The organism is Herminiimonas glaciei (assembly GCF_042664955.1).
In the GTDB taxonomy this organism is placed as follows: domain Bacteria; phylum Pseudomonadota; class Gammaproteobacteria; order Burkholderiales; family Burkholderiaceae_D; genus Oxalicibacterium; species Oxalicibacterium glaciei.
In genome coordinates, this window is record NZ_JBHTBU010000001.1 from 823,246 (window position 1) to 845,799 (window position 22,554).

Annotated in this window: 17 protein-coding genes; 11 read left to right on the forward strand and 6 right to left on the reverse strand. The window is 54.9% G+C overall.

Annotated features, from left to right (window positions below; all coding sequences use genetic code 11):
* Position 1: 1 nt before the first annotated feature.
* The 7 genes from ACFQPC_RS03615 (at position 2) to ACFQPC_RS03645 (ending at position 11,135) form a co-directional block, all read left to right on the forward strand.
* Positions 2-2,716 (forward strand): AAA domain-containing protein, encoded by a 2,715-nt coding sequence (locus ACFQPC_RS03615; protein WP_382270232.1) that lies wholly within the window; start codon positions 2-4, stop codon positions 2,714-2,716.
* 139 nt (positions 2,717-2,855) lie between these two features.
* Positions 2,856-3,377 carry a sigma-70 family RNA polymerase sigma factor gene (locus ACFQPC_RS03620; protein WP_382270233.1) on the forward strand — a complete coding sequence of 174 codons (522 nt, stop codon included), beginning with the start codon at positions 2,856-2,858 and terminating at the stop codon, positions 3,375-3,377.
* On the forward strand, positions 3,374-4,363 hold the full coding sequence (locus ACFQPC_RS03625) for a FecR domain-containing protein (protein ID WP_382270234.1): 990 nt from the start codon (positions 3,374-3,376) through the stop codon (positions 4,361-4,363). The genes ACFQPC_RS03620 and ACFQPC_RS03625 overlap by 4 nt, the downstream gene beginning before the upstream one ends.
* Before the next feature lie 128 nt (positions 4,364-4,491).
* The gene (locus ACFQPC_RS03630; RefSeq protein WP_382270235.1) at positions 4,492-6,894 is read left to right on the forward strand and encodes a TonB-dependent siderophore receptor; all 2,403 of its coding nucleotides are present in this window, start codon (positions 4,492-4,494) and stop codon (positions 6,892-6,894) included.
* Positions 6,895-7,095: 201 nt separating this feature from the next.
* Positions 7,096-7,629: a sigma-70 family RNA polymerase sigma factor gene (locus ACFQPC_RS03635; RefSeq protein ID WP_382270236.1), complete on the forward strand. Its 534-nt coding sequence runs from the start codon at positions 7,096-7,098 to the stop codon at positions 7,627-7,629.
* Positions 7,626-8,648 (forward strand): FecR family protein, encoded by a 1,023-nt coding sequence (locus tag ACFQPC_RS03640; RefSeq protein WP_382270237.1) that lies wholly within the window; start codon positions 7,626-7,628, stop codon positions 8,646-8,648. The genes ACFQPC_RS03635 and ACFQPC_RS03640 overlap by 4 nt, the downstream gene beginning before the upstream one ends.
* Before the next feature lie 78 nt (positions 8,649-8,726).
* Positions 8,727-11,135, forward strand: coding sequence for a TonB-dependent siderophore receptor (locus ACFQPC_RS03645; protein ID WP_382270238.1), 2,409 nt, complete (start codon positions 8,727-8,729; stop codon positions 11,133-11,135).
* A gap of 93 nt (positions 11,136-11,228) precedes the next feature.
* On the opposite strand, the gene ACFQPC_RS03650 is transcribed toward ACFQPC_RS03645, so the two are convergent.
* The 3 genes from ACFQPC_RS03650 to ACFQPC_RS03660 all read right to left on the reverse strand — a co-directional run bounded on the left by ACFQPC_RS03650 (position 11,229) and on the right by ACFQPC_RS03660 (position 15,283).
* Positions 11,229-13,706, reverse strand: coding sequence for a TonB-dependent receptor (locus tag ACFQPC_RS03650; protein WP_382270239.1), 2,478 nt, complete (start codon positions 13,704-13,706; stop codon positions 11,229-11,231).
* Positions 13,707-13,796: 90 nt separating this feature from the next.
* Positions 13,797-14,792, reverse strand: a complete 996-nt coding sequence (locus tag ACFQPC_RS03655; protein ID WP_382270240.1) for a FecR family protein — start codon at positions 14,790-14,792, stop codon at positions 13,797-13,799.
* The gene (locus ACFQPC_RS03660) at positions 14,780-15,283 is read right to left on the reverse strand and encodes a sigma-70 family RNA polymerase sigma factor (RefSeq protein ID WP_382270241.1); all 504 of its coding nucleotides are present in this window, start codon (positions 15,281-15,283) and stop codon (positions 14,780-14,782) included. The genes ACFQPC_RS03655 and ACFQPC_RS03660 overlap by 13 nt, the downstream gene beginning before the upstream one ends.
* Before the next feature lie 343 nt (positions 15,284-15,626).
* Between ACFQPC_RS03660 and azu the strand changes: the two genes are divergently transcribed.
* Complete coding sequence (azu, locus tag ACFQPC_RS03665) at positions 15,627-16,079, forward strand: azurin (protein ID WP_382271866.1); 453 nt, start codon at positions 15,627-15,629, stop codon at positions 16,077-16,079.
* A 76-nt stretch (positions 16,080-16,155) separates the two neighbouring features.
* On the opposite strand, the gene ACFQPC_RS03670 is transcribed toward azu, so the two are convergent.
* Both ACFQPC_RS03670 and ACFQPC_RS03675 read right to left on the reverse strand, forming a co-directional pair.
* Positions 16,156-16,560 carry a group III truncated hemoglobin gene (locus ACFQPC_RS03670; protein WP_382270242.1) on the reverse strand — a complete coding sequence of 135 codons (405 nt, stop codon included), beginning with the start codon at positions 16,558-16,560 and terminating at the stop codon, positions 16,156-16,158.
* A gap of 106 nt (positions 16,561-16,666) precedes the next feature.
* Positions 16,667-17,563, reverse strand: a complete 897-nt coding sequence (locus ACFQPC_RS03675; protein WP_382270243.1) for a LysR family transcriptional regulator — start codon at positions 17,561-17,563, stop codon at positions 16,667-16,669.
* Between the two features lie 115 nt (positions 17,564-17,678).
* Here ACFQPC_RS03675 and ACFQPC_RS03680 point away from each other — a divergent pair, with 115 nt between their 5' ends.
* Positions 17,679-18,419, forward strand: a complete 741-nt coding sequence (locus tag ACFQPC_RS03680) for an SDR family oxidoreductase (protein WP_382270244.1) — start codon at positions 17,679-17,681, stop codon at positions 18,417-18,419.
* Between the two features lie 94 nt (positions 18,420-18,513).
* On the opposite strand, the gene ACFQPC_RS03685 is transcribed toward ACFQPC_RS03680, so the two are convergent.
* Positions 18,514-18,828 (reverse strand): hypothetical protein, encoded by a 315-nt coding sequence (locus ACFQPC_RS03685; protein ID WP_382270245.1) that lies wholly within the window; start codon positions 18,826-18,828, stop codon positions 18,514-18,516.
* Between the two features lie 328 nt (positions 18,829-19,156).
* On the opposite strand from ACFQPC_RS03685, the gene cydD reads away from it, so the two are divergent.
* Both cydD and cydC read left to right on the forward strand, forming a co-directional pair.
* On the forward strand, positions 19,157-20,848 hold the full coding sequence (gene cydD, locus ACFQPC_RS03690) for a thiol reductant ABC exporter subunit CydD (RefSeq protein ID WP_382270246.1): 1,692 nt from the start codon (positions 19,157-19,159) through the stop codon (positions 20,846-20,848).
* Positions 20,845-22,545, forward strand: coding sequence for a thiol reductant ABC exporter subunit CydC (gene cydC, locus ACFQPC_RS03695; RefSeq protein ID WP_382270247.1), 1,701 nt, complete (start codon positions 20,845-20,847; stop codon positions 22,543-22,545). Before cydD ends, cydC begins: the two co-directional genes overlap by 4 nt.
* Positions 22,546-22,554 lie beyond the last annotated feature (9 nt).

Here is a 22,554-nt window from a genome sequence, read left to right on the forward strand (position 1 = left end):
TATGGTTTCTATCTTTGTGAACGGGGAGAACAAAACCAGCCAAATCAGTGACTGGAAAATATCTTGGGATCGTCGGCAGGAAACGCTGATACTGACTTGCTATTTTCCATCCGGTAAGTCGTACTACAGCCCGCTCAGCAATTGCAAAGTTGAACCGACAAAAGTGCTAAAGGGAGCACTTTTGTCAAAAAAAGGTGGTGTAGTGTTCAATGCCATCGATAGCGCAGTGATCTATGGCGGGAAATATGCCGTCGTCCAGTTTCGTGGGGGCTCAAAAACTTACGTCAAAGATGTAAATAGTATTACTTTCAGTCCTGAGACGAGCATCAAGGATGGAGAGATATTCCGCTACTTCCGTCTAGTGGCAAATGCCCGGGTAAAGCAGGCGAGTCAGCAGGACAAACTGATCGCAGAGAATGTGCAGCGTCAAATGGAAAAGCTGCTGCCTCACGAGGATACCGCGCTGCACGCTTATTGCACGGGGCAGAACCGATCACGACCGCTTGCAGGAAATTTTATCTATCCTTTCGGTATTAACGAAAGCCAGCTTAAGGCGGTAGAGCGAGCCTTCACCTCGCAAATCAGCTTGATCGAAGGTCCTCCGGGAACGGGGAAGACACAAACGATACTGAACATCATTGCGAATATTGTGTTGCGGGGCAAAAGCGTCGCTATTCTTTCCAATAACAATACTGCGGTAAAAAATGTTTATGAAAAACTAGATGCTGCCGGGCTGGGTTATTTGGTTGCCAAGTTGGGTAATAAAGAGAATCAAACAAGTTTCTTTAGTCATCTACCGGTCGTACCACCCAAGCCCTCCGTTTCTGTGCCTGCCATGGAACAAATTCAAACCGTTCTACAGAAGTTGAAACAATATCTTCATGCACAGAACACGGTGGCGCAGTTGCAGGCCGAAATTGATGAATTGGGCATAGAGCAGCGCTATCTGCTGCAATGGCAGCGCGAAAATCAAGTAATGACTTCGCATTCTCTGGATAAGTACAAGCTGTCTCCAAGCAAATCCGCAGATTTGATCGCTTATTTGACTTATCTTGCAGAGAAACAAATCAATGTCCAAGACAGGATCAGCTTATTGGTCAATTTTAAAATATGGCGTACGAAACCGTTTGCGGATGGGGCGCTGCGAAAGTCCGCAATCTATGCCTTGCAGCTTCACTATTATGAGAAAGCACTGAAAGAAAAAAAGTCATTATTGGCTGCTCATCAAGAGGTGTTGCGAACGGGGGATTTTCAAGCGTTGTTAGAAGACCTGACTCTCACATCGATGGGGTATCTCAAGCATTATCTTCATCAGCATGTCCAGGATCAAACAGTATTTGATTCTGAGACTTACCGTATAAATTTCGATGCGTTTATAAAGCGTTTTCCGATTATTGGCAGCAGTACGCATTCGATCATCAACTCGATCGGTGAGCGCGTGGTCCTCGATTATGTCATCATCGATGAGGCCTCACAGCAGGATATCGTGCCGGGAATCCTTGCGTTGGGTTGTGCCAAAAATTTGATTGTCGTCGGTGACAGAAAGCAGCTCCCGCACATTCCATTGAATCTGGATATCGCTGTGCCGAACGTCGAATTCTATGATTGCGAAAAATACAGTTTGCTTGATTCATGCGTTGGTATTTTCCAAGATACGATCCCGATGACGCTGCTGAAAGAGCATTACCGCTGCCACCCGAAAATTATCCAATTTTGTAATCAACAGTTTTACGACAATCAGTTAATTCCGATGACGCGAGATGCCGGTGAAAAGCCGCTAAAGTTGCTCGTTACTGCAAAGGGAAATCATACGCGAAACAACTCGAATTTGAGGGAGCTGGATTCATTGCTTGCGACTCTAAAGTGGGATGGAAAGACTGAATGGGATGGCGAGAACAGTAGGGGATTCATCGCTCCCTACAACGCACAAGTCAATCTTTCCCGTGCACATTTGCCGACCGATTTTGTCAATGATACGGTGCATAAGTTTCAGGGTAGAGAGTGTGATGAGATAGTCTTTTCCACCGTGTTGGATAAGAAGGACAGTAGCCAAACGAATCTGAGTTTTGTGGATAATTCTCACCTCGTTAATGTAGCGGTATCGAGGGCAAAGAAGCTCTTCACCTTGGTGACGGGCGAGGATGTTTTCTCCGCAAATAATGGCCCTATTGCCGCATTGGTTCGCTACATTGAATATTACGCGGATGAGAAACAAATTCATCGCGCTCCCGTCGTATCTGCCTTTGATTTGCTCTATAAAGAATATGACAAATCTTTGGAGCGGCTCAATGCCCGGTTATTACCAAGTGACTCGCGTTATGAGTCCGAGCAGATTGCAGCACAGATATTGCGCTCGACTTTGGCTCAGGAAATTTACCAAGCAATCAAGTTCCACTCTCAAATCTTATTAGTTCAATTAGCCTCAGTGATCAACGATACATTGACGCAGCGCGAGCGCGAGTTTATGAAGAATGGTGCTAGTTGTGATTTTGTGCTGTACTTCAAAGTAGGGAAGGTACCACTGGGTGTGATTGAGGTTGATGGTTCATCTCATGCTGAGCCCGTGCAAGCAGAGCGAGATGCTTTGAAAGATAGCATTCTGAGAAAAAGTGGGATTCCCTTGTTGCGACTGCGAACTGTCGAAAGTGATATCGAAACAAAGATCGGGAAATTTTTAGCTCAATGGGCAACCGACGGCTCAGGCTTAAATGCTTGAGTGCAAGCGGTGTTTTTTCGTTGCATCTTTACATCGGGTTGAGCGGTATAGATTGCCTCGCTGATTTACGATGAATATAATGAGAATCATTATTATTTAAAATGCCCGGCCTTTCAGTGCCCGGCACGCAGAAAATCCAATGTCGGCCCCGGCCCTTAACCCAGTCCTGCAACAGCAGGCCCATACCCTCTACAGCGACCATCATGGTTGGCTGTTCGGCTGGTTGCGCAAAAAGATGGGCTGCACGCATCAGGCGGCGGATCTTGCGCACGATGCCTTCCTGCAAATACTCGGGCGTCCGGAAGCATTGGCGGACGTGCGCGAGCCACGCGCTTATTTAACGACGATTGCACGCCGGCTGGTATTCGAGAGCTGGCGTCGGCGTGACCTGGAACAGGCCTATCTGGCCGAGCTGGCGGCCTTGCCTGAAGACGTGGCACCGTCGCCGGAAGATCAGGCCCTGGTGTTGGAAACTTTATTGGCGATTGATCGTTTGCTGGACGGGCTGTCAGTCAAGGCGCGCAGCGCATTCCTGATGAGCCAGCTGGATGGCATGACTTACAGTGAAATCGCAGCCGAACTGAATGTTTCGGCCAGCCGTGTGCGTCAATATATGGCTCAGGCACTAAGCTGCTGCTATGCCGCTGCATTGCCGGCATGAGTGCTTTCACTCCTACTGCATCGGCACCGGCCGTTACCGATCCGATAGTCGAAGCAGCTATCGACTGGATTATTTGCTTGCGCTCCGGCGACGCCGGCCCGGTTCAGCATGAAGCGTTCAAACAGTGGCGTCTGCAGGATGTACGTCACGATACCGCGATCCGTCATCTGGAGCAGGTACTCGGTACTTTTGACGGCTTGCCTGCCTCTTCCTATGTCCGTAGTTCGGCGCGACGCGCCTTGCTGAAGTCGCCGGATCGGCGGAAGCTGCTGCGGAATACCTTGGCATTGTTGCTGGTCGGCTCCGGTACCGGTTTGCTCGCGCAGCGCATCACGCCATTGAATACGGTAACAGCGGATTTGCGTACCTCTACCGGCCAGCGCAAGCATATGCAACTGGCAGATGGCAGCCAGATATGGCTGAACGCACGCAGCGCGGCTGATATTGACTTCGACGAGAGTACGCGTCGCATCCATTTGCGTAGCGGGGAAATTGTCGTCGATGTTGCTGCAGATGCGCAGCGCCCCTTCATCGTAGAGAGTGCGGAAGGCAGCATGCGTGCGCTGGGAACCCGTTTCCTGGTCAGGCAGGAGGAGGGCGCTACAGTTCTCGCCGTCTTGCATTCAGCTGTACGCATCGATGCCAAGGATGGTGCCAGCCGTACCTTGGTTGCAGGAGAAACCGCACGCTTTGATCAGTCGCAGATAACGGCCATCGATACGGCATCCGGCGCTGCCGCTGCCTGGGTCGATGGTTTTATTGAAGTACATGACCGTCCGCTGCGTGAAGTGATCGCAGCCATGCGTCCTTATCGTTCCGGCTTTTTGCGTGTCACGCCACAGGCTGGTGCCTTGCGTGTCACCGGGACTTTCCCGCTGGATGACAGTAAGCGGACTCTGGCGGCCCTGGCGGAGACTTTGCCGATAGTTATCCGCAGTCGTACTGATTACTGGATCAGCATCGAGTTGCAGGATTCTGCTTCCTAAAGCCTGGCCTGATTTCCGGCTAAAAATATTTTTCAAATAATGTCGTGGCGGCCCTGTCACTTTTCACTCTTCGTTGCACAAACCAGATGAAGCCTCGTTTATCTCGTTTGTTATAGCGGAGAATTACCTTGACCCCACTTTTTAATATTTTTTCATTGCGTCCATCGGTGCTGGCGGTCTGCCTTGCCCTGGGCTCCCCAGTGCTTATGCAGACGACGTTTGCTCAAAGCAGCCAATCTGCAACGCAGGTATTTGATATCCCGGCCGGGCCGCTGGATGCGACCCTGACCAGAATCGCGCGCCAAAGCGGGCAGATCATTTCCATCCAGCCGGAGCAGGTGCAAGCCCGCAAGGCGCCTGCCATCCGGGGTGAAATGAGCGCAGATCAAGCTTATCGCCAGGCTTTGCAAGGAACGGATCTGGAACTGGTCGTGAGCGCCAGCGGTGCCTTGAATTTGCGCCCGGTTCCGGCGAAAACGGTTTCTACCTTGCCTGCAATAACGGCAACAGCGAGCCAGGAAACAGCCACCGGCCCTTTTGTTGGCTATGCCGCCCGGCGCAGCGCCACCGGCACCAAGACCGACACCCCGATCATCGAAACGCCGCAATCGATCACGGTGATCGGCGCGCAGGAAATTGAGACGCTGAAGTCGCAAAGCCTGCAGGATGCACTGGGATACGTGGCGGGTGTGAGCCGCGCCGAGGGCATGGACCGCACCACGGACAGCTTGTTCCTGCGCGGCTTCCGCACTAGCCTGGGCAACTACTATCGTGATGGCACGCTGTATACGGTGAACATCTACAACGGGCGGCAAGAGCCATACGGCCTGGAGCGCATCGAGTATTTGAAAGGCGCTTCGTCCGTGTTGTACGGCGCGACGCCACCGGGTGGCGTCATCAGCACGATCAGCAAGCGACCCGTCACCGAACCGCTGCGCGAGTTGAACGTGGAAATGGGGAGCTTCGATCGTAAGCAGCTGTCAGGTGATTTCGGTGGCGCGCTGAATGAGGACGGGAAGTGGTCCTACCGCCTGACCGCGTTGCGGCGCGACAGCAATACTTTCGTCGACTATGTGCCCGACGACCGGACCTATGTGGCGCCAGCCATCAAGTGGCAACCAAACGCCGGCACGTCGCTGACGTTGCTTGGGGAATACCAGCGCGACCATACCGCCTATGCCTATGGCCTGCCGGCCCAGGGCACGGTACTACCCAATCCCAACGGCCGTATTCCACGTGACCGCTTCGGCGGCGAGCCCGGCTTCGACCGCTTCGATCTCAAGCGCACGTCGATCGGATACGTGTTTGAGCATGCCTTTAACGACAGGCTGATCTTGCGCAACAACCTGCGCTATATCCGTGCCGAGAGCGGCTACGATTCCACCAGCATCTGGCAGCTCGCGCCCGACCTGCGCCACACCGCCAGTCGGACCGCCAGCCCGCGCTGGGACCTGTCAACGGCCTTCAACGTCGACACTTCGTTGCAGTACAAGGTGGAGACGGGCGCTATCCAGCACACGGTGCTGGCCGGCTTCGACTATTCGCTGCCCAAGCACGAGACCAAGCGTTATCTACGCAGGGCCAGCAGCATCGATCTCTACGACCCCGTCTACGGCGGCACGATGGGACCAATCACGCCCAACTATGGATCGTCCACCAAGAGCGACACGCGGCGCATGGGCGTCTATATCCAGGACCAGATGAAAATCGAGGACAAATGGGTCGTGTTGCTGGGCGGTCGACAGGACTGGGTCCGCGCCAGCGAAAGCAATGTCTTCACGGGCGAGCAATACGCGGACAACGAGAAGAGCCAGGCCTTCACTGGCCGCGCCGGCCTGGTCTACCTGGCCGAGAATGGCCTGGCACCGTTCGTCAGCTACAGTCAGTCCTTCGAGCCGACCAGCGGTCAGGACCGCGAGGGCAGCCGCTTCAAGCCCACCGAGGGCGAACAGTATGAGCTCGGCCTGCGCTACCAGCCCGCAGGCTCGGACACCATGCTGTCGGCATCCGTCTATACATTGACACGCAAGAACGTCACCGTCGCGGACCCCATGGATACGTCCTACCAGATCCAGACCGGCAAGGCGCGCTCGCGCGGAGTGGAACTGGAGGCGCGCACCCGCATCGGCCGCAACACCAACCTGATCGCTGCCTATGCCTACACCGACGCGCGCACGCTCAAGGCCAGTCCCTTGCAACCCGATGCGGAAGGCCGTCGCCTCGACTCGGTGCCGCTGAACCAGTTCTCGATCTGGAGTGACTACGGCTTCGGCTCTTTCGGCTTGCCGGGCTTGCGCGTGGGTGCCGGCGTGCGCTATGTGGGTAGTACCTATGGCATGGCGCATGGCACGCGGGTCGAGGTGCCGGCCTTCACGTTGATGGACGCCATGCTCAGCTTTAGCAGGGACCGGTGGAAGTTTGCGTTGAATGCCACCAACCTGGCGGACAAGACTTACATCGGCAGTTGTACCTACGGCTGCTTCTATGGCGAACCGCGGAAACTGATTAGCACAGTCACTTATCGCTGGTAGCCGTATGCCTTTAATAAAGCCCTGATGATGAATCATTAGGGCTTTATGAACTTCTACTCCCGGGGTGTTGCGCTTGCTTCAATACAAGCGAGAAAACAACATCTTGGCACCCGGTTACAAACCGGATGTAGCCGGAAATAAAAAGTGATGTGATAATGAGAATCATTATCAAACATGATTTTTGATCCCCATCCGGTTCCCATGCCTCCCGCCACACATCACAGCCAGCACGATGCTTTGGACAGCCTGTACAGCGAACATTACGGTTGGCTGTATGGCTGGTTGCGTAAAAAACTGGCTTGTCCGCACAGTGCGGCGGATTTCGCGCAGGATACTTTCTTTCGCCTGTTGTCAGTGCCGTTTGAGTTGACGACCCTGCAGACGCCGCGCGCCTACCTGACGACTACGGCGACCCGTTTGATGATAGATGAGACGCGGCGGCGCAAGGTGGAGCAAGCCTATCTGGAAGCACTCGCATTGCTGCAGGATGAGGTGTATGCCGTATCACCGGAACAGCACTTGGAAACGGTAGAGACGCTGACACTGATTGCCCGGATGCTGGAAGACTTGCCGGAAAAACCGCGCCAGGCATTCATGCTGTCGCGTCTCGATAATCTCAGCTATGCGGAAATCGCGACGCGTCTCGGCGTTTCCGCCAGCATGGTCAAACAGTATATTGCCCGTGCGATGGTGCATTGCTATCAGATCGCCTATGCAGAGGAGCAACTCGCATGAGGTCGGCGACACCGGATATCGGCGCGCAAAATGCATTGCGGCAGGGTGCACGTCAGCCGCATGCAGGGCTGACAGCGGATGTCATTGCCCATGCCGCAGAATGGTATGCGCAGCTGCATTCAGGCGATAGCGGGGCAGCAGAACTGGCTGAGTTCGAACGTTGGCGCCAGCAAGATGCGGGTCATGCGGAGGCATATGCACGCATGGAAAAATTATGGGCGCGTTTCGATACAGTAAGCAGCAAGCCTGCCGCTCTGGCATTGAACAAGGCTTTGAAATCCGGTGCCGGCAAACGCGAGAAACTGACGACTCAGGTACTGCTGCTATGCATTGCGGTTTTTGCTGCCTGGTTTGCTTCACAGTCAATGTTTGGCAAATATATGCTGGCTGATTACCGCACGGCGATCGGTGAACAGCGGGTAATCGAGCTTTCAGATCAAAGCCGCATCACGCTGAATACGCAATCTGCGATTGATATCGACTTCAGCGGCCGACAACGACGCATCACCTTGCAGCGGGGTGAAATCATGATAGATGTGGCGAAGGATAGTAGGCGTCCATTCATCGTTGAAACCGCACATGGTACGGCCCGCGCACTCGGCACCCAGTACATTGTCAAGCGCGAGGCGGATGCGACACGCGTCACGGTGCTGGAATCAAGTGTGCAGGCATGCGCGGCGAAGGTGGACGCTTGCGTCACCCTGACACCGGGCGAGCAAACCACGATTACGCCGGATGCGGTACAGCCTGTCAGTGCGGTGAATGTGCAGGCGGCAGCGGCGTGGAGCAAGCGCATGCTGGTGGTAGATGACCAGCCGCTGGCACAGGTATTGACCGAGCTGGCGCGTTATCGCTACGGTCGCATCGTCTTCAATGCAGATGAAATCGCCGGCCTGCGCGTATCCGGCGTGTATGCGCTGGACGATACCGATCGTACCCTCGAAGTATTGCTGGCAACGACACCGATACGCATCAAGCGCTACACACCGTTGTTGATCGTCGTCCAGGCTGCCAAATAATTTTTTAATTTTTTACTGTCCCTCCTGTCTTCTGCTGCGTCATCACTTATGAAGACATCAAACAGGAGGGGCATTGCAATGCATCACGTGATTTTTAAAAAGAAACCGTTGGCCGCAGCCGTACATTTTTTACTGGCGGTCTCGGTCAGCGCAGTTGTCAGCCTGCCGCATGCAGCACATGCGCAAGCGGCGAGCCCTGAAGCAGCGGCTGCTACGCGCCACTACAACATCCCGGCCGGGCCATTGACGCAAGCCTTGAACCATTTTGCGCAAAGTGCCGGCGTCTTGCTGTCCTTTGAACCGGAACTTGCCGCAGGCAAGACGACCAACGGTCTTAACGGCAGCTACAGCATCAAGCAGGGTTTCGACGTCCTGCTGCAGGGTAGTGGACTGGCAGGTACTCCCAGCGGTGGCAATGCTTATACATTGAAAAGAATTCCGCTGGCACCGTTGAGCGGAACGGAAACCACCTTGCCTGAAGTAAAGGTCACGACCACGGTCGCCGATGCCGATATGGGGCAACATCTGAGTGCCCCAGTTAATAGCGGTGCACTGGGTAGCCGTAGCGTACTGGAAACACCATTTTCCAGTACCGTGGTCACGAAAGAAGATATCAGCGAACGCCGGATCACTACCCTCGGTGAATTGTTTACGACCGATGCATCCGTCTCTGACAATAGTGGTGCATATGGCGCATGGGCCAGCTACCTGACCGTGCGTGGCCTGGCACTGGACTTCCAGAATTCCTATCGCATTGATGGCAAGCCTTTCCTGAGCTATGTGATATCGCTGCCATATGAACATATGGAACAGATCGAATTACTGAAGGGTTCCTCTGGGTTTATGTATGGCTTCGGTTCGCCGGGCGGCTTGATTAACTATGTAACCAAGAAGCCGACGGATACGCCATTGCGCAGTGTCGGTGTCGGCTATTCGTCCAAGGGTTTGCTGAGTGAGTATGTGGATGTAGGCGGGCGCGTAGGTGAGAATGGCCGCTTCGGTTATCGCCTGAATGCAACCCATGAAGAAGGCAAGACTTTCAATAACGGTTCGCTGAACCGGAATTCGGTATCACTGGCACTCGATGCGCGCCTGACGGATAAGCTGAGCTGGGATTTTCAAACCATCCTGCAGGATCGCAAGGCAGTGGGACAGGAGCCGACCATCCGGACCAGTTTGCTGGGGAGCGCACTTCCTTCACCCATCAAGAATGATAATGGCAGGATAGTCGGTGGCGGTACCTATGCCGATAACAACTTCCGTTTTTACTCTACCGGCCTGACATATGCACTGGCACCTGATTGGAAACTCAGCGCCAACTATAGCTACAGTTCGACCAAGACGCGGCGCAATGAATCCGTGCTGCGACTGACCGATAGCCTGGGGAATTATCTGGATGACCATTCAGATTATGGTGAGGCTTATCAATTCAATCAATGGCAGGCCATGCTGGAAGGTAAATTCCTGACCGGATCGTTTGAGCACCAGGTGGTGCTGGGTACTTCGACCCTGCAGTTGAAAAATGATTACAGCTCGAATGGTTTCTATGGCTTGATCGGTGGCGGCAATCTTGCCGCGCAAAATACCAATAGCTATTACAGCAGCGGACCACTGGATTTATACCGCGGCGGTGATGTCACGCAAAAGGCCTTGTTTGCCAGCGATACGATCAAATTGTCGGAACGCATATCGATCCTGGCGGGTTTGCGTTATACCGATTACAGCCAGAACAGCTACAACCCCAACGGCACCCCTTCATCGTCGTATAAGCAGGATGGCGTGAAAACGCCGACGCTGGCATTGATGTATAAACTCGCACCGAATACGATGGCTTATGCCAGTTATATGGAATCGCTGGAGCCAGGTTCTTCCGTTGGTGTCGGCTATGCAAACTATCGTTCCATGCTGGACCCGCTCAAGAGCAAGCAATATGAGATTGGCATCAAGACCAACCAGGCTGACTGGAGTGCAACCGCAGCGATGTTCCGTATTGAAAAGAAATCGGAGTATGGAAATAGCGCAAATGTGCTGGTGCAGGATGGCACCGCAATTTATCAGGGCATTGAGTTAGGTGCTGCGGCACGCCTGGCGCGGAACTGGAATTTGGGCGGAAGTGTGATGTGGCTTGATTCCGAATATCAGAATGGCTTTCTGTATGCAGGGCAGCGCGTAGCGGGTGCACCGGATGCAGTGGTTGCGGCACAGCTGGCCTATACCGTACCTGAAGTTCCCGGCCTGAAACTGAATGCCAATATGAAGTACACAGGGGCGACGATGCTCAGGCCAAGTAATAACCTGCAGGCACCGGCTTATACTTTGCTGAATGTCGGTGCTGTGTATGAAACCCGGATTAATGGCTATGACACGACTTTCCGTGTGGCGATCAATAATGCGACGGATAAGCGCTACTGGATGTTCCAGTACTCTGATTACATCAAGGCGGGTGATCCGCGTTCCCTGACTTTGAATGCATCGCTGAAATTCTGAGTTAAGCTTTTCGCTACGCAGGGGTGAATAAAAAATGCCCCGATGACGACAAGTCATCGGGGCATTTTTATATGCCGGGAAAAAGCTGCCTGCTTACCAGCGATGCGTATAGCTGAGTGTGAAGGTCGCGCCTGGTGCCGGCAAGCGGCTGTTGTTGTTGCCGCTGCGAATGAGTTGGCTGTACAAGGGCAGATAATATTTGTTGAACAGATTCTCTACGCCGAGCGTGATGGAATCGTTTTTGCTCAACTTGTAGCGCGAAACCAGATCGACTGTGTAATAGCCGTCTACATCCGCGCGTCCGAGCAGTGTTTTGCCATCGGCCAGGCGATAATCTTTCGCTGCGAACCATGTGAACTGTGCGCGATTGCTCCAGCGTTCGTTGGGCTGGTACTGTACATAGGCAGTCACTTTGACCGGCGGGATACGATAGCCGGTCATTTGCCGATCCTGGCTGGCTCCTTGCGGGACTTCACGTCCTTGCATCCAGGTCAGTGTGCCGCCGCTTACCCATTTTTCATCATCGCTGTAGTAATCAACGGTTGCTTCCACGCCATTAATTTTTTCGCTGGTACGCGTGAGTACAAGTCCATTATTGAATGATTGCACGCCGCCCAGGTCCGAGCTCGAACGGAATACGGCAAAAGACGCCATCGTGTTACTAAAGCGTCCGCGCCAACCCAATTCATAACTATCGGTTTTTACCGGTTCCAATTGCGATGAGTTGATATTGAAGGTGGCATTTGCATTGCGCAATATCACCCCGATGTCAGGGAGATCGAAGCCCTGGCTTACGGATCCGTAGAATTCCTGGCCTTTGACCGGTTTGAATACCAATCCGGCATTATGGACGACGGCATCGTAGCTGACCTTGCCACCTTTGATCGTCGCCGGGCTTGCCAGCTTGGATTGGGATAAGGGCTGAAAATCGTCAAAGGATGCGCTGGCTTTTTCGTAACGCAAGCCACCTTCGGCCGACCATTGTTCATTGAACTTGTATTGCAACTGGGCGAAGGCACCCATGCTGCGTGTGGTCAGCCAGGGCAGGTAAGTCCGTTGTCCGGTCTTGCGGAAAACGAGGCCGCCGCTGGCGTCGTAGGCGGCCGGATCAAAGACATCCAGCGGCATATTGCTGCGTTCCTGTATAAAATCCGCGCCCCATAGCAGTTTCGCTTTTTGCTCACTCCCTAAAGGCGTGTCCATGGTCAGGCGCCCGCCAAAGACTTTATTGTTCTGCATGACCTGATCGATATTGCCGCCACGGTTGACGTTGGCGCGCGCATCGAACGGAGTGAAACGCGTGGAGTTATCCCGTCCATATAACAACATCGAGAGCGAACTACCCAGGATATCCTTGTGTTCGTAGTTGGCGCTCAACAGCGTGTTTTCCACTTCGTTCTGATTCGCCAGATCCAAGCCTTTGATGGCACGCGCTGTGGCTGTTCCCAGTGGGGTGCTGGCGATCTTTGGATCGCTGGCATAGTCGGTTTTCTGTTTCGCACGCAAATAGCTTGCGGAAAGTTGCAGGCGTTGGTTCGCATCAATGCGGAAGCCTAACTTCCCGCCCAGGCTGTAGGTATTTGAATCGAACAGATCACCCTGGCTGGCATCCGGTGCAATACGGTCACCATGCGCGTCGTAAGAACCGCCGATGCGGCGATATGATGCATCGACTTCGTAATCGACTACATCACCTTTGCCGGAAAAGTAATGTTGTACTTGTGCGCCCAAACCTTCCGTGCCGAGTTTGGAAAGTGCACCATTCATTAATATGGTTGTTTCGGCGATCGGTTCACCACCTGCCGGGCGCGTCGAAACTGAAATGATGCCGCCACTGGCGCCGCTGCCATAGATGGAGCTGCTGCCGCGCAGCACTTCAATCCGGTTGATACGGGCCGGATCGATATTGATCAGGTTGCGTGATGAATCGCGATTGGTGTTGAGCGGAATGCCATCAACCAGGATCAAAGCGTTGCGCCCACGCAGGGTCTGGCCAAAGTCCGTTAATGTGCGGCTGGAGTCGGATAAACCCGGCACTGCCTTGCTGAGCATGGTGCCGATATTATTCGGCGAGATGGCGCGCAGGTCATTCAGTTCCTGTCCTTCGATCACGGTGATCTGGCGTGCGGGTTGCGCCAGGCTGCCACCCATGCGTTCATCGGTTACGACGACGGTGGGCATAACGGCGAGGTTATCCATGGCCTTTGCTTCACTCAGTTCGTCTGCGCTTTTACGGCGGATGCTTAAGCCACCTCCAGGCGTACTTTCCGCAGCCAGGTCGCTGCCGGCCAGTGCCTGGCGTACCGCTTCACCGGATGAAAGACGGCCATTGATGGCTGGTGCCTGCCGCCCGCTGATGAGGGTGGGATCGGCAACGATGGTACGGCCGCTTTGCTGGCCAATGCGGGTCAGGGTAGTGCTGAGTGGTCCGGCAGGAATGTTGAACTGGACGACGGTGGCGCTGGCACTGGTGTCGACGGTTTGCGCCCATACACCGGCTTGCGTGCAGGCGATGGCGACGGCAAAAGCAATGCGGCTTAGTTTCAGGCGGGGAAAGTGGAAATGCTGCATGAGTGAGTCCCTTATGGTTGGCTTTCAATAACCATGTGGAACCAAGCTGCAAAACCCCTCATGTTTTTTAAAATAAATTTCCAGGTGTGGCTATGCTTGTTTGACGTCGATTGAAATCAGCCAGTTACCGTAGTGATGCATTTTCAGCGGCAGGGTGTGTGCCAGTGTACGCAGCACATGTCCGGGATCATCCAGCGGGAACACGCCAAAGGTACGCAGGCTCGCCGCCTCCGGCGAGAGCCGGATATAGCCGCTGTAGTAAGGCTTGAGTGCGGCAACTACTTCCGCCAGTGTGGCATTTTCTACTGCCAGCATACCGTCCGACCAGGCGGCTTGCGCGCTGGCATTGCCGGCAATGCGCTCTATCTGGCCGGCATTGAATGTGGCGCCTTCGCCTTCGCGTATGCGCATGTGCTGGCCATCGCGTGTGCGTAGCTCTACGCTGTGTTCCAGCACCACGACTTGTGATTGTGCATCTTGTTGACTGACCAGGAAGCGTGTACCCAGTGCGCGCACGATGCCGTGGGTGGTCTGGACCATGAAAGGACGGCTGGCGTCCGGGGCCACGCTGGCAATCAGTTCACCGGCGCGCAAATGCAGCTGGCGCCTGTCCTGGTTGAAATCGATATCAACTGCAGAGCGGGCATTCAATTGCACGCTGCTGCCGTCCGCCAGAGCAAAGGTTTGTCTTTGTCCGGTACCGGTTTGCAGGTCAGCCCATAACTGACCGATTGCCATCTGGCGTTCGGCCAGCAAGGCGGATGCGCCACCGACACCGGCAAATACAAGTGCGCCACGCAATAATTTGCGACGACGCGTATTAAGCAACGCGCGTTGCGCGGCTTGTACCTGGCCCGGTGCACGCAAGCCTGCTTCACGCACGACCGACAATGATTCATTCAATAAACCGGCGACGCGATTCCACGCCAATTCATGCGCGGGATCTGCGGCACGCCATTGCTCGAAAGCGCGCCGTTCGCTGTCAGTCATATTGTCGGATTCGAAGCGTATCAGCCAGTCCACTGCGGTATGGACGGTGCGCTCCGTATCACCCAAGGTCATATTGGCCGGAGTCATGGCGCCCATTGCAGGCATTGCAGCAGGGCGCGCTTCATATAGCGTTCGATTGTCGCGACCGACACACCCAGGCGCAGCGCAATCTCGGGATACGTCAGGCGATCCAGGCGGCTATAGAGAAAGGCGGTTTTGACCGGTAGCGGCAATGAGTCCAGTGCGCGGTCTATTTGTTCTATCGCTTCTATCAGTACAGCGCGTTCTTCCGGCGACAGCACGCTGGCTTCCGGTACCAGCATCAATGATTGCAGATAGGCTTTTTCCAGATCCTGTCGGCGCCACAGGTGAAACAGCACACGCTTGGCAATCGTCGTCAGGAAAGCGCGCGGCTCCTGAATGTCTGCCGGATTCTTGTTTTCGACGATTTGTGCAAAGGTTTCCGAGGTCACGTCTTCGGCGTCAGCGCGGCTGGGCAGGCGGCGTTGCAAGCGCGCCAGCAGCCAGGATTGATGCTCGGTATAGAGTTTCTCGATGACCGACGAAGACGGGAGTAGGTGGTTCACAGGATTACCGGGATAGCAGATATATCTTGCAAAGATGAGTAAATGAGAATGATTATTATTGCATGGTATGCCGGATTAGCTCAATGCCTATGCAATCCCGGCGATGGATTTGGCTGAAAGTGTTGCAAATCGTCTGCGGCATCAAGTAGCTGGTACAGGAGCGCTAAGCGCACTTATTTTGATATTGCGCAAACCGGCAGGTGCATATACGCAGCACAATCCATATCAGATTGCATATGACGGACATAAGGAATTGCGTATGCGAGCTGTTGCTGTGCAATGTGAGAATCGAGTGCCTGACTTAGGCCACGATGCTATGAACCAAAAATTGATGGAGAAGATAATGAAAGCATGGAAACCCGCACTTGTATTGATCCTGGCAGGATTGAGCAGCCAGGTAATGGCGGCAGATTGTTCGGTGGAGATTAGCAGCAACGATGCGATGCAGTTTGATAAAAGCAGCATCTCGGTACCGGCCAGCTGCAAGCAGTTTACGGTCAAGCTCAAGCACAGCGGCAAGCTGGCAAAAAACATCATGGGCCATAACTGGGTGTTAAGCAAAACCGCGGATATGCAAGGTGTTGCCAGTGATGGTATCGCAGCCGGACTGGATAAAAGCTATGTGAAAGCGGGTGATGCGCGTGTCATTGCACATACCAAGGTGATTGGTGGCGGTGAAAGCGATAGCATCAGTTTTGCGCCATCCAAACTGAAGGCCGGCGACAGCTATTCCTTCTTCTGTTCCTTTCCCGGTCATTCGGGAATCATGAAGGGCACCCTGCAATTGACGAAGTAAGTTACTGCTTCTGGTCGCCGGCAAATATCAGGTTTGCCGGCGACAGCTTATCTGTTCACTTCACCAGCGCGTATGCTTAATTGAACCTCAGGTCGGCCGGAATGCTGTTCGGGCTGCGCGACATTTGGTAGCTATACCAGAGACTCTGGGCGATCCGCTGCGCTGATGCGTAAGCGCGTTCCCCCATTGCTTGATTCGGCTGTTCTTTCGTGGTTTCCAGGAATAAGGCGAGCCAGCGCTGGAATAACGCTTCATCCAGGTGCGGCAAGGCGATATGTTTTTGCATCGGTGTGCCGCTATAGCGACCGGTGCCGCGCAAGATGGATGACCAGAAATCCACCAGCTTGCTCAAGTGATGATCCCAATCATCGACCAGGCTGTTGAAGATCGGGCCGAGTACCTCATCCTGCCTGACCTTGGCGTAAAAGGCGTGTACCAGTGTTGCAACTTCATCGTCAGTGCATAGTTCTTCTGCAGGCACTTTCTTCTCCAGGGTAGTAATGGCTAATCAGCCGTATTCATATGATAGACCGCTGACTCTATTAACGCTCATACGGAAGCAGTCGGAATTGATCTGGCGCAAATTCTCATGTCTGACCGGCCGCTTTGAATATCTCCTGCAACCATTCAGTGAACACGCGTATGCGCGCCGATAGCTGGCGGTTTTGCGGGTAGAGCACGGAGAGTGGCATGCCGGGCGGCGGCGTATCCGGCAGGATTAGTTGCAGGCGGCCATCCTGCAATTCCTGCTCAATGTGATAACGCGGCATTTGCACGATACCGAGGCCGGCAAGGGCGCAGCCGGTGTATACCTTGGTACCGGTAACCGAGATGGCGGTAGGCAGCACGATGGATTGCATGCGTCCATCCACCATGAATTCCAGGGGGAAGGGTTTGCCGCTGGCGCTGGAGATATAGTTAACCGCTTTATGCCTGGTCAGATCCTCTATGCTGCGTGGTTGGCCATATCGGGCCAGATAGGCCGGGCTGGCGCAACTCACCTGTTCCAGCATGGCGATCCGGCGCGCAATCAGTGATGAATCCTGTGGTGTGCCACCGCGCAATACGCAATCGATACCTTCACGCACCAGATCGACCAGACGGTCGCTTTCATCCATATGCAGTTCCATGCCTGGATAGCGCGCAAAGAAAGCGGGCAGGGTCGGTACCAGGAAGTGGGCCGCCACTGTACCTTGTACACCGACACGCAGCAAACCTTTCGGCGCGGTATTGCGGAATGCCCCGTCGGCTTCTTCGATATCCGTCAGCAGGCGTACACAGCGGGCGTAATACGCATCGCCATCCAGCGTAGGCGTAACCAGTCGCGTCGTCCGATTGAGCAGGCGCGATCCCAGTCGCTCTTCCAGCCGCGCCATCGCATTGGTCACGGTGGCGCGCGGCAGTTGCAGGTCTTCGGCCGCCTTGGTGAAGCTGCGTCGCTCCATGATGCGTACGAAAATCTCCATTTCCTGGAATCTATCCATGGCTTTATCTCGTTATTGTTGGTAAATATCGAATAATGATGTCGATTTTACCCTGATTATCTTTTGTTTCGTTTGTTGCACACTCGCTTCACACCAATTCATTGAGGAAGGAACCATGAGCAAGCAAACCAAGAAAGTAGCCATCATTACCGGCGCATCGCGCGGCATAGGTGCGGCGATTGCCGAACGCCTGGCGCAGGATGGATTTGCAGTTGTCATCAATTACGCCAGCAGCGCGACGGAGGCGGATGCGTTGGTCGCCAAATTGCAGGCGGCACAGCATGAGGCGATAGCGGTAAAGGCGGACGTTGCCAATTCGTCGGATGTGCGTCGCCTGTTTGACGAAACCGAGCAGAAGCTGGGCAAGGTCGATGTATTGATCAATAACGCAGGTATTTTGCAGATGGCCTCGCTGGCAGAAACCAGTGATGAATTGTTTGAAAGAACATTCAGTATTAATGTGCGTGGCACTTTCAATACCCTGCGTGAAGCGGCGACGCGTCTGAATGATGGTGGGCGCGTGGTTAACTTTTCCAGCACGACAGTGGCAATGAGCTTGCCCAACTATTCGGTGTATACCGGCAGCAAGGCAGCGGTGGAAGTGTTGACACCCATCTTTGCGAAGGAAATGCGCGGCCGTAATATCACGGTCAATGCCGTGGCACCGGGACCGGTTGCGACTGATCTGTTCTTCAATGGCAAAACCGAAGCGCAGATACAGCAATTGGCGAATATGCCGCCGCTGCAAAGACTGGGACAGCCGGATGATATTGCTGCTGCGGTATCGTTCCTGGTGGGGCGTGATGGCGGCTGGATTAACGGCCAGGTATTACGTGCCAATGGTGGCCTGGCCTGAAGTTGTAACAGCCGGATCAGCGTGGCAGAGTTGTTTACTGTCTGCATCCGGCTTTAAACGGGCAGCATCGCTTCCTTGCGGCAGCGATGCTTTTTTATTTTTTGCTGCCTGGGATCGGCTGGTAACCATCCGGGCCAAGGTAATTGAGTTCGGTTTTACCGACGCTGCGCAAATACGCAATCGCAAACAGCATTAGTGGCTGGCCGAATTCATCCGCTATGTTGAGCTGCTTGTGTTTCCTTTCGAGGCCGATAAAGTGTGCTTCATGCGATGTGTCCGAATAACTCCGGGCAGCCAGCCGCAGATTGTCATCTGTAAACAGAAACATATCGTATTCGTAATGCCAGTCATGCATGCCGTGCGCATCCGGTTCGCTGGCATCGATGTGATGCGATGTCTCTACCTTCATATCTGAATCTCCCGCGCAAGCTGTGCCATACGCTCAGCATACATCAGTGCGTTAAGACGCATAAATTTGATATGGCGCAAAAAGACCGGATCGCCACAGCGCGATAATGCCTGTCATGTTGCAAGGCAGGCGGCTCATGGTCCGCGCTTGTATACGACGCAAAACTGATACGGCCTATACACCCCCATCTGATCCTGTCTATGCAGGCGGGCAGGGCGTATGCTGTGACTTACCCCATCGAATACGATGTAATGAATAGGCACTACCCACCAAATAGTCGCGTTCACGCTCGCGAATATTTGTGAAATGAGTTCTAATGCAAGGCACTATGCATACCAAACCAGCCGCTTTCCAGCGATTGCGATCCGGTACCGGATTCGAGGTCGGGAGTTTGCTGCAAGTCTTTGCATCCTTGCTGTGGTTACCACAAGCCGGTTTGCTGGCCTATGCATTGCAGCGACTGGCGGACGGCGTTGGTTTGCCTGCAGTTTATCTTCCCGCTTCCCTTATTTTTATCCTTGGTGTATTGCGCGCCGTTTGCGATGCCGCCGGTGTGCGGCGCGTCTTCAAGAGTGCCCGCGCTGAACTGTCACGCTTGCGGGTGCAGGTGGCCACATCATTGGCGGCACGCTCGCCGCTGGATGTCGAACGACCTGCCTCCGGCCTTGCCGCCAGTGTAATGGCGGAGCAGGCGGAAGCCATCGTCCCTTATCTCACCCGATATCGTCCAGCCCGTTTGCGTACGACCTTCGTACCGCTCGCTATCCTCATCGTCGTTGCGCCCTTGTCCTGGATAGCAGCATTGATCCTGTTAATTGCGGCACCGCTGATTCCGCTTTTCATGGCGCTGGTTGGCTGGCGTGCCAAGGCCGCGAGTGAAGCGCAAATGGTGGAGATGGGCGGCATGAATGCCTTCTTGCTGGACCGGCTGCGTGGCCTGGCAACCTTGCGTACGCTGGGTGCAGTCGAGGCGACTGCGTTGCGCTTGCAGGAATCAGCTCAATCGTTACGACAACGCACGATGGCGGTATTACGCATCGCATTCCTGTCGTCGGCGGTACTCGAATTGTTTGCCGCTTTGGGCGTGGCAATGATGGCGGTGTATATCGGTTTCCATTTATTGGGACAGATCGATTTCGGCGCCTGGGGGACACGCCTGACGCTGGGGCAGGGTTTATTCATCCTGTTGCTGGCGCCGGCTTTCTTTGAGCCTTTGCGCGAGTTGTCTGCGGTCTGGCACGATAAGGCCGCCGGGGATGCCGCGCTTGCCGCACTCGATCGTTTAAGCGCAACTGGTTTGCTGTTGCCGGATGCAAACCATGCGCCGACCGGTGTCGCCGCTCACATTGCAGAAACACCGGTGCAGGGCGCACCGGCGGTAGATATCGCGCAGCTGTCTTTTGCTTATCCCGGCAGCAGTGTGGTCGTATTCAATAAGCTTGATTTGCATATCGCGGCTGGTGAACATGTCGCCATCATGGCTGCCAGCGGGGGCGGAAAATCCACCCTACTGTCGCTATTGGCGGGCTTGCTGCCGCTGCCGCAAGGCGCGATCACGATTGGTAGTGTTCGCTTGTCTGCGCAGAGCGTATTTCTATTGCGCCAGCGTATGGCGTGGATAGGGCAGAAGCCTCATATCTTTGCCGGTTCGGTGCATGCGAATGTCGCCTTGCGTCGTGCCGGGCTTGGGGCTGCTGAAGTTGCCGGCGCTTTAAGTTTTGCCGAATTGGATCGCGTAGCGCAAGCACGTCCCGGTATTGCTTTGGCTGAAGGCGGGGGTGGCTTATCCGGTGGCGAAGCAGTGCGTCTTGCACTGGCGCGCGCCGTTGTCGATCCGCATGCCGACCTCCTGTTGGTGGATGAGCCGACCGCGCATCTGGATCAACTGACAGCGCAACAAGTGACGCAAGCCTTGCTGCAACTGGCGCAGGGCAAGACCATGATTATCGCCACGCATGATCCGGTGCTGGCAGCGCGCATGGATAGGGTGATTGTCTTGCCGGCTGGAGGGCAGGCATGAAGTTGTGGCGCGATCTTTCCCCGGTCTTGAATTTGTTCACTGATGCCGGTCGCAATAAATTGCTATTGGGGGCCTTGCTGGCTGCCGTCACGGTGCTGTCCGGCATGGCTTTGCTGGGCTTGTCCGGCTGGTTCATTACCGCGACTGCGATAGCCGGCTTGAATACGAGCCTAGCATTTACCTTCGATGTATTTATGCCGTCCGCCGGCATACGCTTGCTGGCACTCGGCCGCACGGGAGCGCGTTATAGCGAGCGCCTGGTGACACATGATGCGACGCTGCAAGTATTGGCGAACCTGCGGGTACGCCTGTTCCGCGGCTGGGCGCGGCCGGAAGCGGCGCGTCGTTTGCTGGCACGGCCGGCGCAATTACTGTTCCGGTTGACCGGCGATATCGATGCGCTGGATTCTTTATACCTGCGAGTCCTGGTACCGCTTGGCGCTGCATTGTGTGCTGCGCTGGCAGCGGGCGTTACGCTGGGTTTGCTGCAGTGGTGGCTGGGGCTGACGATAGCCTTGTGGTTGATCTGCAGCGGTTTGCTGATCGCACTGATCGTCGCGCAGCGTGCCAGGCCTGATGCACGTCGTCGCAGCTATGCGATGGAAGCCTTGCGTGCGCGCAGCATTGATCTGGTGGCGGGGCAAACGGAATTGATCATGGCCGGCCAACTGGAGCAACAAAAGATGGCCCTGGCGGTGGCCGATCAGCACCTGGCACGTGCCGATGATGCCTTGAACCGCCTCGAAGCCAGGGCCGGCATGGCTTACGGCATGGTTGGAACCTTGACCCTGACTGGCACTTTATTGGTGGCAGGTGCCCTGGTCGGTGACGGCGTGCTGAATGCACCGCTGGCGGCCTTGGCCTTGTTGCTGGTACTGACCGCGAGCGAGCCTTTCGCGGCTTTGCGTCGTGGTGCGATTGAATTGGGACGCACCGTACTGGCTGCACGCCGCTTAGGCCCGCGTATTCAGGAAACGGACGAGCCGGCCGCAACGGTGCAGCAAGTTCCGGCCGGGCTGGTGCTGCAGTTGACAAATGTCAATGCACATCCGGCTGCTGCCGATGCCCCAATGGGCAATATCCTGCACAACATTTCACTGGCATTGTCTGCCCATGAGCGAGTGGCCTTGATTGGTGCCAGCGGTGCGGGCAAATCCACCCTGATGGCGCTGATTGCGGGGGAGCTTACGGCGCGTACCGGCAGTGTCCGGGTTGCTGCCCATAGCTTGCTAACCCAGCGCACTGAATTGTTCCAGGACAGCTTGCGCGACAACTTGCGGGTTGCCGCGGCAGAGGCTGACGATGCGCGCCTGTGGGAGGTGCTGCACAGTGCGGGTTTGGCCGACGATGTTGCAAATATGCCAAATGGCCTGGATACCCGCCTGGGTGAAGGCGGGCTTGGTTTATCCGGCGGGCAATTGCGGCGCCTGGCGCTGGCGCGCTTATTACTCAGGGATGTACCGTTGTGGTTGCTGGATGAACCGACCGAAGGCCTGGATCCGGCCACGGCGCGTGATGTTTTACAAGGTCTGGATACGCAAGCCGCAGGGCGTGCTTTCCTTCTGGCAACCCATGTGCGGCGTGAAGCCGAACTCGCAGACCGCTTGGTTTGTTTGCAACATGGGCGTATTGTTGCCGAAGTGAAGCGTAGCGATGCAGATTTTGAAGGTGTGTTGAACAGTTTGCGGCCGGATTAAACACCGGGT

Excerpts from the sequence above, each read along its gene's own strand:
- ACFQPC_RS03640 (WP_382270237.1), top strand. The coding sequence starts at position 7,626 with ATGAGGTCGGCGACACCGGATATCGGCGCGCAAAATGCATTGCGGCAG.
- ACFQPC_RS03645 (WP_382270238.1), top strand. The coding sequence starts at position 8,727 with ATGCATCACGTGATTTTTAAAAAGAAACCGTTGGCCGCAGCCGTACAT.
- ACFQPC_RS03675 (WP_382270243.1), bottom strand. The coding sequence starts at position 17,563 with ATGGATAGATTCCAGGAAATGGAGATTTTCGTACGCATCATGGAGCGA.
- ACFQPC_RS03615 (WP_382270232.1), top strand. The coding sequence starts at position 2 with ATGGTTTCTATCTTTGTGAACGGGGAGAACAAAACCAGCCAAATCAGT.
- ACFQPC_RS03655 (WP_382270240.1), bottom strand. The coding sequence starts at position 14,792 with ATGGGCGCCATGACTCCGGCCAATATGACCTTGGGTGATACGGAGCGC.
- cydD (WP_382270246.1), top strand. The coding sequence starts at position 19,157 with ATGCATACCAAACCAGCCGCTTTCCAGCGATTGCGATCCGGTACCGGA.
- ACFQPC_RS03620 (WP_382270233.1), top strand. The coding sequence starts at position 2,856 with ATGTCGGCCCCGGCCCTTAACCCAGTCCTGCAACAGCAGGCCCATACC.
- ACFQPC_RS03685 (WP_382270245.1), bottom strand. The coding sequence starts at position 18,828 with ATGAAGGTAGAGACATCGCATCACATCGATGCCAGCGAACCGGATGCG.
- azu (WP_382271866.1), top strand. The coding sequence starts at position 15,627 with ATGAAAGCATGGAAACCCGCACTTGTATTGATCCTGGCAGGATTGAGC.
- cydC (WP_382270247.1), top strand. The coding sequence starts at position 20,845 with ATGAAGTTGTGGCGCGATCTTTCCCCGGTCTTGAATTTGTTCACTGAT.
- ACFQPC_RS03625 (WP_382270234.1), top strand. The coding sequence starts at position 3,374 with ATGAGTGCTTTCACTCCTACTGCATCGGCACCGGCCGTTACCGATCCG.
- ACFQPC_RS03650 (WP_382270239.1), bottom strand. The coding sequence starts at position 13,706 with ATGCAGCATTTCCACTTTCCCCGCCTGAAACTAAGCCGCATTGCTTTT.
- ACFQPC_RS03680 (WP_382270244.1), top strand. The coding sequence starts at position 17,679 with ATGAGCAAGCAAACCAAGAAAGTAGCCATCATTACCGGCGCATCGCGC.
- ACFQPC_RS03635 (WP_382270236.1), top strand. The coding sequence starts at position 7,096 with ATGCCTCCCGCCACACATCACAGCCAGCACGATGCTTTGGACAGCCTG.